General features: G+C 64.8%; 12 protein-coding genes. 3 read left to right on the top strand and 9 right to left on the bottom strand.

Annotated elements, in window-relative coordinates; translation table 11 throughout:
- Positions 1–24 precede the first annotated feature (24 nt).
- The 3 genes from ACSSV4_RS07450 (at position 25) to ACSSV4_RS07440 (ending at position 7,771) form a co-directional block, all read left to right on the top strand.
- On the top strand, positions 25–1,842 hold the full coding sequence (locus ACSSV4_RS07450) for an autotransporter assembly complex protein TamA (protein WP_454274410.1): 1,818 nt from the start codon (positions 25–27) through the stop codon (positions 1,840–1,842).
- On the top strand, positions 1,842–6,083 hold the full coding sequence (locus ACSSV4_RS07445; protein WP_454274409.1) for a translocation/assembly module TamB domain-containing protein: 4,242 nt from the start codon (positions 1,842–1,844) through the stop codon (positions 6,081–6,083). The genes ACSSV4_RS07450 and ACSSV4_RS07445 overlap by 1 nt, the downstream gene beginning before the upstream one ends.
- A 98-nt stretch (positions 6,084–6,181) precedes the next feature.
- On the top strand, positions 6,182–7,771 hold the full coding sequence (locus ACSSV4_RS07440; protein ID WP_454274408.1) for an FMN-binding glutamate synthase family protein: 1,590 nt from the start codon (positions 6,182–6,184) through the stop codon (positions 7,769–7,771).
- Between the two features lie 5 nt (positions 7,772–7,776).
- On the opposite strand, the gene phoB is transcribed toward ACSSV4_RS07440, so the two are convergent.
- The 9 genes from phoB to gmk all read right to left on the bottom strand — a co-directional run bounded on the left by phoB (position 7,777) and on the right by gmk (position 16,177).
- Complete coding sequence (gene phoB / locus ACSSV4_RS07435) at positions 7,777–8,466, bottom strand: phosphate regulon transcriptional regulator PhoB (RefSeq protein ID WP_454274407.1); 690 nt, start codon at positions 8,464–8,466, stop codon at positions 7,777–7,779.
- A 17-nt stretch (positions 8,467–8,483) separates the two neighbouring features.
- Positions 8,484–9,212, bottom strand: coding sequence for a phosphate signaling complex protein PhoU (gene phoU, locus ACSSV4_RS07430; protein ID WP_454274406.1), 729 nt, complete (start codon positions 9,210–9,212; stop codon positions 8,484–8,486).
- Positions 9,213–9,234: 22 nt separating this feature from the next.
- The gene (gene pstB / locus ACSSV4_RS07425) at positions 9,235–10,035 is read right to left on the bottom strand and encodes a phosphate ABC transporter ATP-binding protein PstB (RefSeq protein ID WP_454274405.1); all 801 of its coding nucleotides are present in this window, start codon (positions 10,033–10,035) and stop codon (positions 9,235–9,237) included.
- Positions 10,036–10,050: 15 nt separating this feature from the next.
- Positions 10,051–11,334, bottom strand: a complete 1,284-nt coding sequence (gene pstA / locus ACSSV4_RS07420) for a phosphate ABC transporter permease PstA (RefSeq protein ID WP_454274404.1) — start codon at positions 11,332–11,334, stop codon at positions 10,051–10,053.
- 12 nt (positions 11,335–11,346) lie between these two features.
- Complete coding sequence (gene pstC, locus ACSSV4_RS07415; protein ID WP_454274403.1) at positions 11,347–12,720, bottom strand: phosphate ABC transporter permease subunit PstC; 1,374 nt, start codon at positions 12,718–12,720, stop codon at positions 11,347–11,349.
- Between the two features lie 70 nt (positions 12,721–12,790).
- A complete protein-coding gene (locus ACSSV4_RS07410) occupies positions 12,791–13,825 on the bottom strand; it encodes a substrate-binding domain-containing protein (RefSeq protein ID WP_454274402.1) in 1,035 nt (344 codons plus the stop codon).
- A gap of 149 nt (positions 13,826–13,974) precedes the next feature.
- The gene (locus ACSSV4_RS07405; RefSeq protein ID WP_454274401.1) at positions 13,975–15,012 is read right to left on the bottom strand and encodes an ATP-binding protein; all 1,038 of its coding nucleotides are present in this window, start codon (positions 15,010–15,012) and stop codon (positions 13,975–13,977) included.
- 5 nt (positions 15,013–15,017) lie between these two features.
- Positions 15,018–15,539 carry a gamma carbonic anhydrase family protein gene (locus ACSSV4_RS07400; protein WP_454274400.1) on the bottom strand — a complete coding sequence of 174 codons (522 nt, stop codon included), beginning with the start codon at positions 15,537–15,539 and terminating at the stop codon, positions 15,018–15,020.
- Positions 15,536–16,177, bottom strand: coding sequence for a guanylate kinase (gene gmk, locus ACSSV4_RS07395; protein WP_454274399.1), 642 nt, complete (start codon positions 16,175–16,177; stop codon positions 15,536–15,538). The genes ACSSV4_RS07400 and gmk overlap by 4 nt, the downstream gene beginning before the upstream one ends.
- Positions 16,178–16,182 lie beyond the last annotated feature (5 nt).

The following is a 16,182-nucleotide window of genomic DNA, read 5'->3' as shown; positions in this document are numbered from 1 at the left end:
ACAGGAGGAAGCGAGCCGGGGGGTATGTCACGCGTGATCGAACGGTATCTGAAGACCTGCGGCTCGGCCGCATTGGCCTGGGCCCTGTCGGTCCTGCCGGTTATGGCAACCGATGTGACGCTCTCCGTGCCCGGTGCGTCAGACGATTTCACCGAGCGGATGCGCGCTGCCTCCCTCAGCGTGAGCACCGCCGAGCAGGAGGATGCGACCGCGCAGGACATGCTGGCGGCGGCACAGGCCGATTACGGACGGCTGGTCGGCGTGCTTTATGGCGAAGGGTACTATAGCCTCGACATCAACATCCGCGTCGATGGCGAGGAAGCTGCGGCCATTCCTCCGCTGCGCGCTCCCGGAGAAATCGAGCGTATCGACATCACCATCGACCGGGGCAAGGGCTTCTTTTTCGACACGGCGCGCGTGGCTCCGCTTCCGCCCGGGACCAAACTTCCGGAAAAATTCGCCACCGGCGAGTTGGCCAAGGGCGACCGGATCGGCGCGGCCACCCGCGCTGGCATCTCGGCCTGGCGCGACGCCGGTCACGCCAAGGCCGAGGTCGCCGAGCAGAACGTCGTAGCCGATCATGCCCGCGAGACGCTCGACGCCGAAATCACCCTCGCGCCGGGGCCACAACTGCGCTTCGGCAGCCTGCTGATCGACGAGGGCGACAGGCCAAGCCGGGTCCGCGAGGCCCGCATCCGCGAGATCGCGGGCCTGCCCACAGGCGAGACCTTTTCGCCCGAGGAACAGGAGCGTGCCGCGAATCGCCTGCGCCGATCCGGAGCCTTCCGCTCGGTCGTGGTGCGTGAGGCCGAGACACCCAACCCCGACGGCACGCTCGACATGGAAGCACAGGTGGTCGATGCCAAGCGCCGCCGCATTGGCGCAGGCGCGGAACTGTCCTCGCTCGAGGGCGTCACGCTCTCTGGTTTCTGGCTGCACCGCAATCTTCTGGGCGGGGCTGAGCGGCTGCGCATCGACGCGATGATCGGCGGCATCGGCGGCGATTCCGGCGGCATGGATTTCCGCGTTGGCGCACGGATCGACCGGCCCGCCACCTTCACCCCCGATACCGGAGCCTTCCTGCTTGCCAATATCGAGGATAATGACGAGCCGGACTACAAGGAGCGCAAGGCCGAGATCGGCGGCGGCCTTACCCATATCTTCAGCGACCAGCTGACCGGCGAGACCGGCCTGACCTACCGCTATTCCGAAATCACCGACGATCTGGGCAAGCGCGAATTGCAGCACCTGCTCTTTCCGTCCCGCCTGACATGGGACCGCCGCGACGACCTGCTGAACCCGACCGAGGGGCTTTTCGTCGACCTGTCCGTCACGCCCTTCATCGGGCTCGACACGGGCGGCAGTCTCGGCAGCCGGTTCTTTGCCGATATCCGCGATTACCTGAGCTTTGGCAGTTCGGATCGCGTCACCCTTGCAGGGCGCGCGCAATTCGGCTCGGTCGCGGGGGCGGGCATTTCCGAGGTGCCGGCCGACATGCTGTTCTATTCGGGCGGCGCGGGCACGGTGCGCGGGCAAAGTTATCAGTCGCTCGGCGTCACCCTGCCCTCGGGGGCCGATATCGGCGGGCGCTCGTTCATGGGATTCTCGGGCGAGATCCGCACCATGGTCGCCCGCGATATTCAGGCCGTGGCCTTCGCCGATACCGGCTTTGTCGGCGAAGACGCGCTCGGCTCGGGCACCGGTGAATGGCACAGCGGTGCCGGGTTTGGCGCGCGCTATTTCACCGCCGTGGGGCCGGTGCGTGTCGATCTTGCGACCCCGCTCGATGGCGACGCGGGCACTGAATACGAACTATATATCGGGATTGGTCAGGCGTTCTGATGCGCATACTGCTGTTCATATCGCTGGCGCTCACACTTCTGGCCGCGCCCCTCCACGCACAAGACAGCGACGAGGATCGCGGATTTCTGCAAGCGCTGATCGAAGACAACCTTTCAGGGGCAGGACGCGAGGTCCGGATCACCGGTTTTGCCGGGGCGCTGTCCTCCGAGGCCACGCTGGACACACTGACCATCGCCGACGAGGAGGGCGTCTGGCTTCAGCTGCAAGATGTGGCGCTCAACTGGACGCGCTCGGCGCTGCTCGCGGGCCGGGTCGAGGTCAACAGCCTGACCGCTGCCGAGATCACCCTCTCGCGCCTGCCCGAGAGCGAAGAGCCCGTCACCCCCGAGGATGCAGAGGCCAAGCCCTTTGCCCTGCCCGACCTGCCCGTTTCGGTCAATATCGGTGAGATTTCCGCCGAAACCCTGACCCTTGGCGCCCCCATTCTGGGCGAGGAAATCCGGCTGGAACTCTTCGGCAGCCTTTCACTCGGAGGCGGCGAGGGTGCGGTAGATATCGAAGTCAATCGTCTCGACGGGCGCGGCGAAATCTCGCTCGAGGCAGGTTTCGACAATGACACGCGCGTACTGGCCCTCGATCTCGCCCTTGACGAAGCCCCGGGCGGCATCGCCGCGACACTGCTCAAGCTGCCCGACAGCCCGGCCATCACCCTGACCCTTCAGGGCGAGGCTCCGCTCGACGACTACGCCGCCGACCTCCGGCTCGCCACCGACGGCACCGACCGGTTGACGGGGCGGCTCACGCTGCAAGGAAGCGAGACCGGAACCCGGTTCGAGGCCGGACTTGACGGCGATCTGACCCCACTGATGACCGAGGAATACCGCGCGTTCTTCGGCGGGCAGAGCGCGCTCAGCCTGGCCGGCACGCGCGCGCCCGACGGCGCGCTCGAGATCGACCGGCTCAACCTTTCGGCGGCGCAACTGGCGCTCGACGGCACGCTGGCACTGGATGCGGCAGGCTGGCCGACCCGCTTCGACCTCAGCGGGAATATCGGCGATGGCACGACCCCCGTCCGCCTGCCTGTCGCGGGCCCGCCGGTCACACTTGAAAAGGCCACGCTCAGCGCGCGCTACGACGCCGCACAAGGCGATCGCTGGCGCGCGAGTGTTGAGGTGACCGACCTTGCGCAACCTGATCTCCGGCTCGACAGGGCCACGCTCTCGGGGCGCGGCACGCTGCGGCGCACCGCCCCACGCGGGGTGACGGCCCTTGCGGAATTCGACATCGCGGGCCTCGACCTTGCCGATCCGGCCCTGGCTGAGGCGGCAGGTACGGGACTTGCCGGCCATGTCAGCCTTGACTGGACCGAAGGCGAGCCGCTGCTGCTGCGCGCGCTGCGCGTGGCGTCGGGGGAGGCCGCCCTCGCTGCCAATGGCCGGATCGAGGCGCTCTCCGAGGGCTTCCCGGTCTCCGGCACCGCCCGCATAGAGGCGCCCGATCTGGCGCGTTTCGCGGCCCTCTCGGGCCATGATCTGGCGGGGGCCGCCAATGCCACGCTGTCGGGCTCGGGCAGCCTTCTGGGCGGCGATTTCGACCTCACGCTTGACGCCATCACCGACGGGCTCGCGCTCGGCCTTCCGCAGGCTGATCCGCTGATCGCGCCCGAAACCACCCTCTCGGTCAAGGCCCGGCGCGACACCACCGGCACCGCGCTCGACCGCTTTAAGCTGGAGAACCGCCACCTTGGCGCCCGCGCCGAAGGCCGCCTCGACAGCCGGTCGGGCGCGCTCGATGTGACCGCCAGTCTCTCAGACCTCAGCCTGTCCGATCGCCGCCTCGACGGCCCCGCCGAAACCAGCGCAAGGGTTACCTGGGCCGTCGGCGACGACGTGACCCTCACCGATCTCGTGGTCGAGGCCATGGGCGCGCGCATTATCGGCACGGCCTCTCTCTCGCCCGGTGCCGCGGGCCTACCGGTCTCCGCCCAGATCGAGGCCGAAGTGGCGGATCTCTCGCGCTTCGCCGCGATCACTGGACAGCCGATCGAGGGCCGCATCGACGCCACGCTCGGGGGCGGTGGCATGATCGGGACGCAGCAGCTCGACATCACGCTGGAGGCCGCAACCTCGGACCTCGCCACCGGGATCGCGCAGCTTGACGGGCTGATTGCCGGCGACGGCACGCTGTTGATCGAGGCGGCACATGAGGCCGGTGAAGTCACCTTGCGCGACCTGCGCCTCGCCTATGACGCGGCGCGCATCGACGCCTCCGGCTCGGGCATCATCGAGGAGCAAAGCGGACAGCTCGTCTTCGATGCCAACCTCTCCGATCTGTCGCTGATCGACGAACGCCTCAGCGGCCCGGCCGAGGCGCGCGGCATGATCGCCCGCGACGCCGACGGGGCGATCACCGCCACCGGCCTTGCCGCAGAGCTGATGGGGGCCACGCTCGACGCCACCGGCACCGTGCAGCCCGACCCCGAGGCCTTTGCCGCCACCGGCACCATCGCTGCGAAAGTTGCGGACCTTTCGCGCTTTGCCGCGCTCGCGGGGCAGCCCCTGCGCGGCAGTGTCGATCTCACGGCAGAGGGAGAGACCAGCGACGGCGGTAACGCGCTCTCGCTCAGCACCACGCTGGAGGGCCGCGATCTCGCCACTGGCATCGCCCAGCTTGACCAGCTCATCGCGGGGCGGCTGTCTCTCAACGCCCAGGCAGGTCGCACGCCCGAACGGATCGAAATCCGCAGCATCGTACTGGAAACGCCCCAGGTCAGCCTCACCGCAGAGGGTGACAGCGCGGGCGGGCCGGTCAGCATCGACGCGCGGCTCGCCAATCTCGGCCTCTTCGCGCCCGAATTCTCGGGACCGCTGTCGGCCACCGGCAGCGTCACCCTGCAAGGGCCCGAGGCGCGCCGCGTCAGTCTCAATCTCGACGCCACCGGGCCGGGCGGCACCACCGCCGCCGTCTCGGGCGATGTGATCGACCACGGCGCGCGCCTCGATCTCACCGCCTCGGGCGCCCTGCCCCTCGCGCTGGTCAACAGCTTCATCCAGCCCAATGCGATCAACGGCACCGCCCGCTATGATCTGCGGGTGAGTGGCGCACCCACGCTTGCCTCGGTCTCGGGGACCGTGACCACCGAAGGCACGCGCGTGGCGCTTCCCGAGCCCGGGCTTGCCATCGACGATCTCAGCGGCACCGCCAATCTCGGGCGATCGCGCGTGCAGACCGATTTCACCGCCCGCATGCGCGAGGGCGGTCAGGTCACGGTGACGGGACCGATCTCACTCACCCCTGGCTATGATGGCGATCTCAACGTGGGCCTCGCGGGTCTCGTGCTGACCGATCAGTTGATCTACACCACCACCGCCAATGGCGACGTGACGGTAAACGGCCCGCTCACGGGCGGCGCACGTATCGGCGGCGCGATCACGCTGGAGGAAACCAATATCCGCATTCCGTCCGGGCTTGGCCCGGCGTCGGTCTCGCTGCCCGAGCTCGAACATGTCAACGAGCCCGCCGCCTCACGCGCCACGCGCCGACGCGCGGGCCTCGTCGAGAATGAAGAGGGCGGCACATCGCGGCCCTTCGCACTCGATCTCGCGATCAACGCACCCAACCGCATCTTCGTGCGCGGGCGCGGGCTTGATGCCGAGCTTGGCGGGCGTCTGCGCATCCGGGGCACCACCGCCGACGTTGCCCCCGCCGGGTTTTTCGAGCTGATCCGGGGCCGCATGGATATCCTTGGCAAACGCCTCATCCTTACCGAGGGTCGTGTGACCATGCAGGGCTCGCTCGATCCCTACCTGCGCTTCGTCGCGGAGACCGAGGTCGAGGACACCGTGCTTCAGATCATCATCGAAGGGCTCGCGAGCGCGCCCGAGATCACCTTCGCCTCGAACCCGGACCTGCCGCAGGAAGAGGTCGTCTCGCGGCTCATCTTCGGGCGCGGGCTCGACAGCATCTCGCCCTTTCAGGCGGCACAGATGGCCTCGGCCGTGGCCACGCTCACGGGCAGCGGCGAGAACGACGTGGTGGGTCGGCTGCGCAGCGCCGTGGGACTTGCGGATCTCGACGTTACGCAGACCGAAGAGGGCGGAACTCAGGTCAGCGCCGGGGCGTATATCTCCGACAACATCTATACCGAAGTGACCGCCGACAGCGAGGGCAAGCAGCGCATCAACATCAATCTCGACGTCTCGAAATCGGTCACGCTCAAGGGCGGGGCCTCGAATGACGGCGACAGCGGTGTCGGTGTGTTCTTCGAAAAAGACTACTGATCACCATTCTGCCCATAAACTGCGCGTAAAAAGACTCGCTTTGACATGTCGCCATCTGCCACAGTGATCCGGTGCGACAGGGTTCAGAGAGGGGTCTCTTGCGTTATATTCCGCTGCTCATCAGTTTGCTACTCGTGCCTGCGGGCCTTGTACTTGCGCTCTGGCTGCCATTCTGGGGCGGCGTGCTTGCCGCTCTGACCGGTCTTGTGGCCGCCATCGGCCTCTACGATGTCTTTCAGAGCAAGCGTGCGGTGCTCAAGAACTATCCGATCTCGGCCCGGCTGCGCTTTCTCTTCGAGCATTTCCGCCCCGAGATCCGCCAGTATTTCCTCGAGAGCGACCACGAGGAAACCCCCTATTCCCGCGAGCAGCGCGCGCTGGTCTATCGCCGGTCCAAGGGCATCGAGGGGCTGCGCCCGTTCGGCACGCTGCGCAATGTCAACGCGGTGGGGCATGAATGGATCAATCATTCCATGGCCCCCACCCATCTCGACAGCCACGATTTCCGGCTGCGCATCGGCGGCCCGAATTGCACGCAACCCTATGACAGCTCGCCGCTCAATATCTCGGGCATGTCCTACGGGGCACTCTCGCCCAATGCCATTGAGGCGCTCAATTGGGGGGCCAAGCTCGGCGGCTTTGCCCATACCACCGGCGAGGGGTCGATCTCGCGCTTTCATCGCAAGCATGGTGGCCATCTGATCTGGCAGGTCGGCTCGGGCTATTTCGGCTGCCGCACGCCCGAGGGCGCGTTCAATCCAGAGATGTTTTCTGAGACCGCCGCCGACGATCAGGTCAAGATGATCGAGATCAAGCTGAGCCAGGGGGCCAAGCCCGGTCATGGCGGCATTCTGCCCGGCGCCAAGGTGACCGAGGCCATCGCCGAGGCGCGTGGCGTGCAGGTGGGGCAGGACTGCATCAGCCCGGCTGGCCATTCGGAGTTTTCGACGCCCGAGGGGCTGTGCGCATTCATCGCAAGGCTGCGCGACCTCTCGGGCGGCAAGCCCATCGGCATCAAGCTCTGCGTCGGCCATCCGTGGGAGTTCTTCGCCATGGCCAAGGCGTTTCACGCCACCGGCATCACCCCAGATTTCATCACCATCGACGGTGCCGAGGGGGGCACCGGGGCGGCACCCGCAGAATTCGCCGACCACAAGGGCGCGCCCATCCGCGAGGGGCTGATGCTGGTGCAGAATACACTTGTCGGCATGGGGTTGCGCGACCGCATCCGCCTCATCACCTCCGGCAAGCTGATCAGCGCGTTCGATCTCTGTCGGATGTTCGCGCTCGGAGCGGATGGCTGCAATATCGCGCGCGGTTTCATGTTCGCTGTGGGCTGCATCCAGGCGCAGGTCTGCCATTCCGGCAAATGCCCAACCGGTGTGACGACGCAGGATCCGGGCCGCTACCGGGCGCTCGTGGTCAGCGAGAAATACCAGCGGGTCGCCAATTTTCACCGCAACACGATGATCGCCCTGAAGGAGGCGGTGGAATCCTCCGGATTGACCGCTCCGCAGGATTTTACCCCGCACCACCTGATGATCCGCGTGAACAGTCGAGAGGTGCGTTCAGCGGCCAGCCAGTACCTGTGGTTGGACCCCGGCGAACTGCTCTCGGGCACGGTCGATCATCCGGCCTTCGCCAAATACTGGGACCGCGCGCGCGCAGATACCTTCGCCTTTGCCTGAGCCCCTCAGCCGAGCGCGTAGCCTGCCCCGCGCACGGTCCGCAACGGATCATCGCCGCCATGCTGGCACAGCGCCTTGCGCAGACGCCCGATATGCACGTCCACGGTGCGGGTATCGACATAGATGTCACGGCCCCAGACCCGGTCGAGCAACTGCTCGCGCGACCAGACCCGTCCGGGTTTTTCCATGAATGTCGAGAGCAGCCGAAACTCGGTCGGGCCCAGCTTGAGCGGCTTGTCACGGCGGGTCACGCGATGGGTCTCGGCATCGAGCACGATATCGGCATATTCCAAGCGCTCGCCGACCGTGGCGGGGCGCGTACGGCGCAGTTGCGCGCGCACCCGCGCCATCAGTTCGACCAGTGAATAGGGCTTGATCACGTAGTCGTCGGCACCGGTTTCAAGCCCGCGCACCCGGTCCACCTCTTCGGAGCGCGCCGAGAGCATGATGATCGGGATCGCGCGCGTCTCGGAGCGGGTCTTGAGTTGGCGGCAAACCTCGATGCCCGACACATTGGGCATCATCCAGTCGAGCACGATGATATCGGGCGGCATCTCCGACACCATCAGAAGCGCCTCCTCGCCATTGCTGGCGGTGACGACGCGGAACCCGTCTGCCTCGAGGTTATAGCCCAGCACCTCGCGCTGTGCGGGCTCATCCTCGACCAGCAGCACGGTGGGTTGATCGGCGGACATCGGCGGTCTCTCCTGTGTCAGGCTTTGATATCGGGCGCGATGCTGGGATCGACCGAGGTCGTGTCCCCCTTGGGCCGGGGATCCTCGGGCATTTCGCCCGAGACCAGATAGATCACCTGTTCGGCGATCGAGGTCACAAGATCGCCCATCCGCTCGGTGTTCTTGGCGATGAAATGCAGATGCATGCAAGGCGTGATGTTGCGCGGATCTTCCATCATGAAGGTCAGGAATTCGCGGAAGATCGCGTTATACATCTGATCGACGTCCTGATCGCGGTGCATCACCTCGAGCGCCAGATCGGCATCGCGCTGGATATAGGCGTCGAGCACGTCCTTGAGCATCTCCTCGACCTCGCGCGCCATCCGGCGCAGCGCGGCCGGAGAGCCGTTCACCGGCGCCATGGTCGAGAGCACCGAGGTGCGCTTGGCCATGTTCTTGGCATAGTCGCCGATCCGCTCCAGGCTGGCGGAAATCTTGATCACCGTCAGCACCAGCCGCAGGTCGCGCGCGGTCGGCGCGCGCAGGGCGATGACGCGGGCGGCTTCCTCGTTGATCTGCTCTTCGAGCGCGTCGATCGCCTTGTCGCGGCCGCGCACTTCCTCGGCCAGTTCATCGTCGCGGGTTTCAAGCGAGCGGGCGGCATCGGCTATGGCGCGTTCGACCATGCCACCCATCTTCATGATCTGCGCCTGAATGGTTTCGAGATCGCGGTCGAAGGACGAGACGATATGCTGCTGGTCTGACATTGGAATGATCCTGATCCTGGCCTCAGCCGATGCGCCCGGTGATGTAGCTTTCGGTACGCTCATCCTCGGGATTTGTGAAAATGGTGCCGGTGTCGCCGTATTCGACAAGGTGACCGAGATGGAAGAACGCCGTCTTCTGGCTGACACGCGCGGCCTGCTGCATGGAGTGGGTGACGATCACCACGGAATAGTCCTGCCGCAACTCGTCGATCAGTTCCTCGACCTGCGCGGTGGCGATCGGATCGAGCGCCGAGCACGGCTCGTCCATCAACAGAACCTCGGGGGCGGTGGCCACAGCGCGCGCGATGCACAGGCGCTGTTGCTGGCCACCCGACAGGCCGGTGCCGGGCTGGTCGAGCCGGTCCTTGGCTTCATTCCACAGCGCGGCGCGGCGCAAGGATTTCTCGACGATCTCATCAAGATCGGCCTTGGTGCGCGCGAGCCCGTGGATGCGGGGCCCGTAGGCCACGTTGTCATAGATCGACTTGGGGAACGGGTTGGGCTTCTGGAACACCATGCCCACCTTGGCGCGCAACTGTACCGGGTCGACGCGCTTGTCATAGATATCCTGACCGTCGAGCAGGATATCGCCCTCGACCCGGCAGATGTCGATCGTGTCGTTCATCCGGTTGATGCAGCGCAGGAAGGTGGATTTACCGCAGCCCGACGGACCGATAAAGGCGGTCACGGTCTTGTCGAGAATATCCACATCCACGTCCTTGATGGCGTGGGTGTCGCCATAAAAGACCTGCACGTTGCGCGCGGCGATCTTGATGTTGTCTTGGGTCACTTTGCTCTCCGCGAGATTGGGGGCATCATACATCGTCTCAATCCTTTCCTACCATTTCCGCTCGAATTTGCTGCGCAGATAGATGGCGATGGCGTTCATGGCGACAAGGAAGGTCAACAGCACCAGGATAGCGGCCGAGGTGCGGCTGACAAACCCGCGTTCAGGACTGTCGGCCCAGATGAAGATCTGCGTCGGCAGTGCCGTGGCGCTATCAAGCGGCGATCCGGGGGCCGAGGTGATGAAGGCGTTCATCCCGATCAGCAGCAGCGGCGCGGTCTCACCAAGCGCCTGTGCAAGGCCGATGATGGTGCCGGTCAGGATGCCGGGCATCGCAAGCGGCAGGACATGTCCGAACACCACCTGATGCTTGGACGCGCCCACACCGAGGGCCGCCTCGCGGATCGAGGGCGGTACCGCCTTCAATGCCGCGCGCGTCGCGATGATGATCGTCGGCATGGTCATCAGCGCCAGCGTCATGCCACCCACCAGCGGGGCCGAGCGCGGCATGCCGAACCAGCCAAGGAACACCGCCAAAGCCAGAAGGCCAAAGACGATGGACGGTACGGCGGCGAGGTTATTGATGTTCACCTCGATGATGTCGCTCCACTTGTTCTTGGGTGCGAACTCCTCAAGGTAGATCGCGGCCCCGATACCGAGCGGGAAAGAGATCAGGAAGCACACCAGCAACGCCCAAAAACTGCCCACCAGCGCGCCCTTGAGACCGGCAAGTTCCGGAAAGCGGGAGTCGGCATTGGTCAGCAGGGCCCAGTTGATCGGCTGGGTGATGACCCCCGCCTCCTCCAGAGTGTCGAACCATCCGATCTGGCGGTCGGACAGCTTGCGCTGGTTTTCCGGGCTGTCGCGATCAACCATGCCCTTGGCAAGCTGGTCATAGTCGTCCGACACCGGGACGTTGACGGTCACGGTTTCACCGATCAGGCCGGGATCTGCCTGAACCCGGTCGCGCAGAGTGAATTGCGCGCCGTTTGAGAGGATGCTTTCGAGTTTGCGCAGGTCCGCCCGGCCCTCCACGTCCGGGAAATACGCTTTCAGGCTGTCGAGCAGCACATCGTCAAAATTGCCACGCTGGAGATTGTCGGCCGAGATCTGCTCAGGATCAATGAACACTTCAAGCTGAATATGCGTCTGAGTGAAGGCCTTGTAGCCACTGCTGACCAGCGAGGCGATCAGGATGAACAGCATCAGCGCGGCAAAGCTGATCGCCGCCAGACCCAGCCCTTGCAGCATCTTCTGGTGACGGTTGCGCTTTTTCATCAGCGCGCTGCCGGACGAGGCGATGGAGGACGGCGGGGTTGCGGAAATATCGGTCATGTCCTTGGGTCCTCAGTCATAGGCTTCGCGGTACTTGCGCACGATGCGCAGCGCGAAAACGTTGATCACCAGCGTGACGATGAAAAGCATCATGCCAAGCGCGAAGGCGGCAAGTGTCTTGGGGTTGTCGAAGGACGTATCGCCGATCAGCAGCGTCACGATCTGCACCGTGACCGTGGTCACACTATCGAGCGGATTGATCGTCATCTTGGCGATGAGACCCGCAGCCATCACCACGATCATCGTCTCGCCAATGGCGCGGCTCACGGCCAGCAGGACACCACCCACGATACCCGGGATCGCCGCCGGAAAGAGCACATTGGTCATCATCTCAGCGCGCGTAGCCCCAAGTCCGAGCGCACCGTCGCGCAGTGATTGCGGCACCGCCGAGAGCGCATCATCGGCAAAGGACGAAATGAACGGAATGAGCATGATGCCCATCACGCTGCCCGCCGCAAGCGCGGTGTTCGGCGAGACATCGAGCCCGATCGCCTGGCCGAAACTGCGGATCGCCGGGGCCACCACGAGGATGGCGAAGAAGCCGTAGACCACCGTCGGAACACCTGCGAGAATTTCGAGGAAGGGTTTTGCAATGGAGCGGAACCGTTTGGGCGCGAATTCATTGAGATAGATCGCCGACATCAGGCCGACCGGCACGGCAAGCAGCAAGGCGACGACAGTGATGACAAGCGTGCCCAGCATGACGGGCAACCAGCCGAATGCCCCTTCCGCCGCAACCTGATCCTCGCGCAGCGGGATCTGCGGCTCCCAGTTGGTACCGAACAGAAACTCGGCAACCGACACCTTCTCGAAAAACCGGAAGGTTTCGAACATGAGCGACGCGATAATGCCGATTGTGACAAAAATCGCCACCACCGAGCAAAAGATCATCAGCCCCGACACGATCCGCTCGACACCGTGGCGCGCCCGGAACTCTGCAGCCACCTTACGGCGCGAGAAGAAAAGCAAGGCCAGCGAGACCGCCAGTACCGTCACCAGCAAGAGCTGCCCGCTGCGCGCATTCAGCGCGACATATCGCTCGGCCGCGTCCAGCTTCCACTGCTCGGGCGTGCCAAAGATCGAGCCCCCGGCGATGGATTTGATCTCGGCGACGATCAACTGCACCGCGCCGGTGCCAAGCCCTTCGAGCCGCTCTGAAATACCGGCCTTCAGGATCAGGTTGATCACCGGGCCCTCGAGCACCAGCCACAACAGAATGAGAACGATGACCGGCACAAGGATCATCAGCAGAGAGTAGAAGCCGTGAAAGCCGGTCAGGGAATGGAGACGTGCTCCGCCGTCTCTGATTGCCGTGGCCGCCTGACGGTTCCAGACATATCCGACGATGGAGAGAATGAGGAGGCAGAGAAAGGCTGCGGTGGTCATATCGCCCTCGATCCGGGTAAAATAAACCGCCCGGCGGTGAACAGCCGGGCGGCCATGTTGTCAAAGCCGCTTAGGACGACTTCGGTTCCATGTTGACGGCCTCGACAGCCTCTTTCTGCTGTTGGGCGCGCTTCTTGTCACCCAGCGGAACCATGCCGCGCTCGGACAGGTAGCCGCCCGGGCCCATCGCGTCTTCAGAGGTGTACTCCTCGATGAATTCCTGGAGATTCGGGATCACACCGCGATGCGCGTTCTTGACGTAGAAGAACAGCGGGCGCGAAATGCCATACTCGCCGCTTTCGATCGTATCGAAGCTGGGCGTAACGCCACCGATAGCAACGGCCTTGAGCGTGTCCTGGTTCTCGAAGAGGAACGAGTAGCCGAAGATGCCCACTGCGTGCGCATCTGCCTTAAGCCGCTGCACGATCAGGTTGTCGTTTTCACCGGCTTCCACGAAGGGACCGTCCTGACGCAGACGCGCGCAGTTCTCTTCTGCCCAGTCCTCGCCCTTGTCGGCGATCATCGGGATTTCCATGCAGCCTTTGACGATGGCCAGTTCAACAAACGCGTCGCGGGTGCCCGAAGTGGGTGGGGGGCCGTAGGCGAGGATTTCTTCGTCCGGCAGGCTGGAGTCGACATCCGACCACTTCATGTAGGGGTTGGCGACCATTTCGCCGTCGACCGGCACTTCAGCGGCGAGACCAAGGTAGACCTGCGTTTTTGTCAGATCCCAGTCGTGCTCGCTGTCACGCGAAACGGCGATCGACAGACCGTCCGAACCGATCTGCACTTCGGTGATGTCGGTCACGCCGTTTTCCTGGCAGAGCTCGTATTCGGAGGCCTTCATGGCGCGGGATGCGCCAGTGATGTCGGCATGTGCCTCGCCGATGCCGCCGCAGAAGATCTTCATGCCGCCGCCGGTGCCGGTCGATTCGACGATGGGCGACGGTGCGCCGGTGTTGTTGACAAACTGCTCGGCGGCAGCCTGGCTGTAGGGGAACACGGTGGACGAGCCGACAACGCGGATTTCGTCACGTGCCTGCGCCGCGCCAGCGGCAAACGCGGCCAGAGCGGCAGCTGAAACGGTGGTTTTGAGAAGAGACATGGATTGCTCCCTGAGTTGGGTTTCACGGGGCCACCTGGCAAGGCGACCTTGGGGGCGGTGCTAAGCCCTTTCAGCGACGCTTTTGTTACACTTATGTAACCGTTTTATGACAGTCGCGGATTTGCCGGAAATCGTTGGAAAAAAGGGGCTCAGGCGGTCCAGCGCGGCAGGATCACGGTGAATTCGCTGCCCTCGCCGGGGGTCGACGAGATTCGCAGCCGCCCGCGGTGGCGGTTGACGATATGCTTGACGATCGCCAGTCCCAGCCCGGTGCCCCCCATCTCGCGCGAGCGGTGCGTATCCACCCGGTAGAAGCGTTCCGTCAGGCGCGGGATATGCAGCGGGTCTATCCCCGGCCCGGTATCACGCACCCGCGCCACGATGGCGGGCATGCGCAGGGTGGCGTCCTTGGGGTGCCGGTCGAGCGTGATGGTGATTCGGTTCTCCGCCCCGCCGTATTTGATCGCGTTCTCGATCAGGTTGGTGAAGACCTGCTGCAACTGGTCGGCATTGCCGGGCACCTGCATGCCCTCGCCGCCCTCGAAGATCAGTTCCGCGCCGCTTTCGCGCGCCAGCGGGCGCAGCATGTAGACGACCGAGCCGATGACCTCCGCGAGATCCACAGCCTCGCGCGGGCGCACCCGCTCCTCGCCCTCGACCCGACTGAGCGACAGCAGATCACGCACCAGACGCTCCATACGCGCGGCCTCGGTCTGCATGATGCCAAGAAACCGGTCGATCGCCTTTTGATCGCGGCGCGCAGGCCCCTGCAGCGTCTCGATGAAGCCCATCAGCGCGGTCAGCGGCGTGCGCAGCTCATGGCTGACATTGGCGACGAAATCGCGGCGCATCTGTGCGGCCTGCTCGCGCTCGGTCATGTCCTCGAACGACACCAGCACGCCGCGCGTGCTATCGCTCTCGACATAGGCGACATGCACCTCGAAACTGCTGTCGCGCCCGGCCTCGGACATCTGGTAGCTCGTCTTGCGCCGGGCACGGTCGCGCAGCGTGGCCTCGATCGCCTCCAGCACGTCGGGCTGGCGCAGCGCGGTCAGGAAATGCCGCCCGACAATGCCCTGCCCCATCATGTCACGCGCGGCGTCATTGGCGGCAACGATGCGCTCGTCCGGGCCAATGAGCAGCGCCGCCAGCGGCATGCCTGCCAGGACCGAGGCCAGCCCCTGCATGGCCGTCAGACCTCGCGTAGCCCAGTGCGATACCGGCGCATGTTGTCCTGGTAATGCTGGGCAGCGGCGCGTAGCCCGTCAATGGCGGCGGCATCAAGGCTGCGTACGACCCGGCCCGGCGCGCCCATCACCAGACTGCCCTCGGGGATCTCCTTGCCCTCGGTAATGAGCGCCCCTGCCCCGATCAGGCAATTGCGCCCGATCCGCGCGCCGTTGAGCACGGTGGCCCCCATGCCGACCAGCACGTTTTCCTCCAGCGTGCAGCCATGCAGCATGACCTTGTGCCCGATAGTGCAGCCCGACCCGATCACCAGCGGATAGCCCATATCTGTGTGCAGCACGCAGTTTTCCTGCAAGTTGCTGCCCTGGCCTACCCGGATCTCCTCATTGTCACCGCGCAGCGTGCAGCCGAACCAGACCGAGGCGCGCGCCTCGATCACCACCTTGCCGATCAGATTGGCATCGGGCGCGATCCAGGTGTCGTCGGCGATCTGCGGGTTGTGGCCGTCAAGCGTGTAGATGGTCATTGCGTCTCCTCGAATTCGGCTTGCAGGCGGCGGACGTGATCGGTCAGCCAGGGTTGTTGGCCACGGCGCAGGCGTGTGGCCTCGATGATGGTGCGCAGGCGCGCCTCGGTGGCGTCGAGATCGTCATTCACCAGCACGAAATCATAGCCGTCCCAATGGCTGATCTCGTCCCAGCTCTTCTGCATGCGGCGCGCAATCACCTCGGGGCTGTCCTGCCCTCTCTCCTCCAGCCGCCGGTGCAGTTCGCGGATCGAGGGCGGCAGCAGAAAGATCGACAGCGTATGCCCGCCGAGGGCGGAGTTGCGGATCTGCTGCGCGCCCTGCCAGTCGATGTCAAAGAGAATATCGCGCCCGGCGTTGATCGCGGCCTCGACCGGCCCCTTGGGCGAGCCGTAGAAATTGCCGAACACATGCGCATGTTCCAGCATCCCGCCCGCCGTCACCTCGCGCTTGAATCGGTCTTCGCTCAGGAAGTGATAATCCTGCCCATCGACCTCGCCCGCGCGCGGTGTGCGGGTAGTGGCCGAAACCGAAAAGGAAATCGTCGGGTCCCAATCCCGAAGTCGCCGCGACAACGTGGATTTTCCCGCACCCGAAGGCGAGGACAGGATGATCAGGAGACCTCTGCGATCACTCATGCCCC

It is taken from the genome of Roseovarius sp. MBR-154, assembly GCF_053628595.1.
Note: the sequence above shows the minus strand (reverse complement) of the source record. Positions and strands in the feature narration are given on the sequence as shown.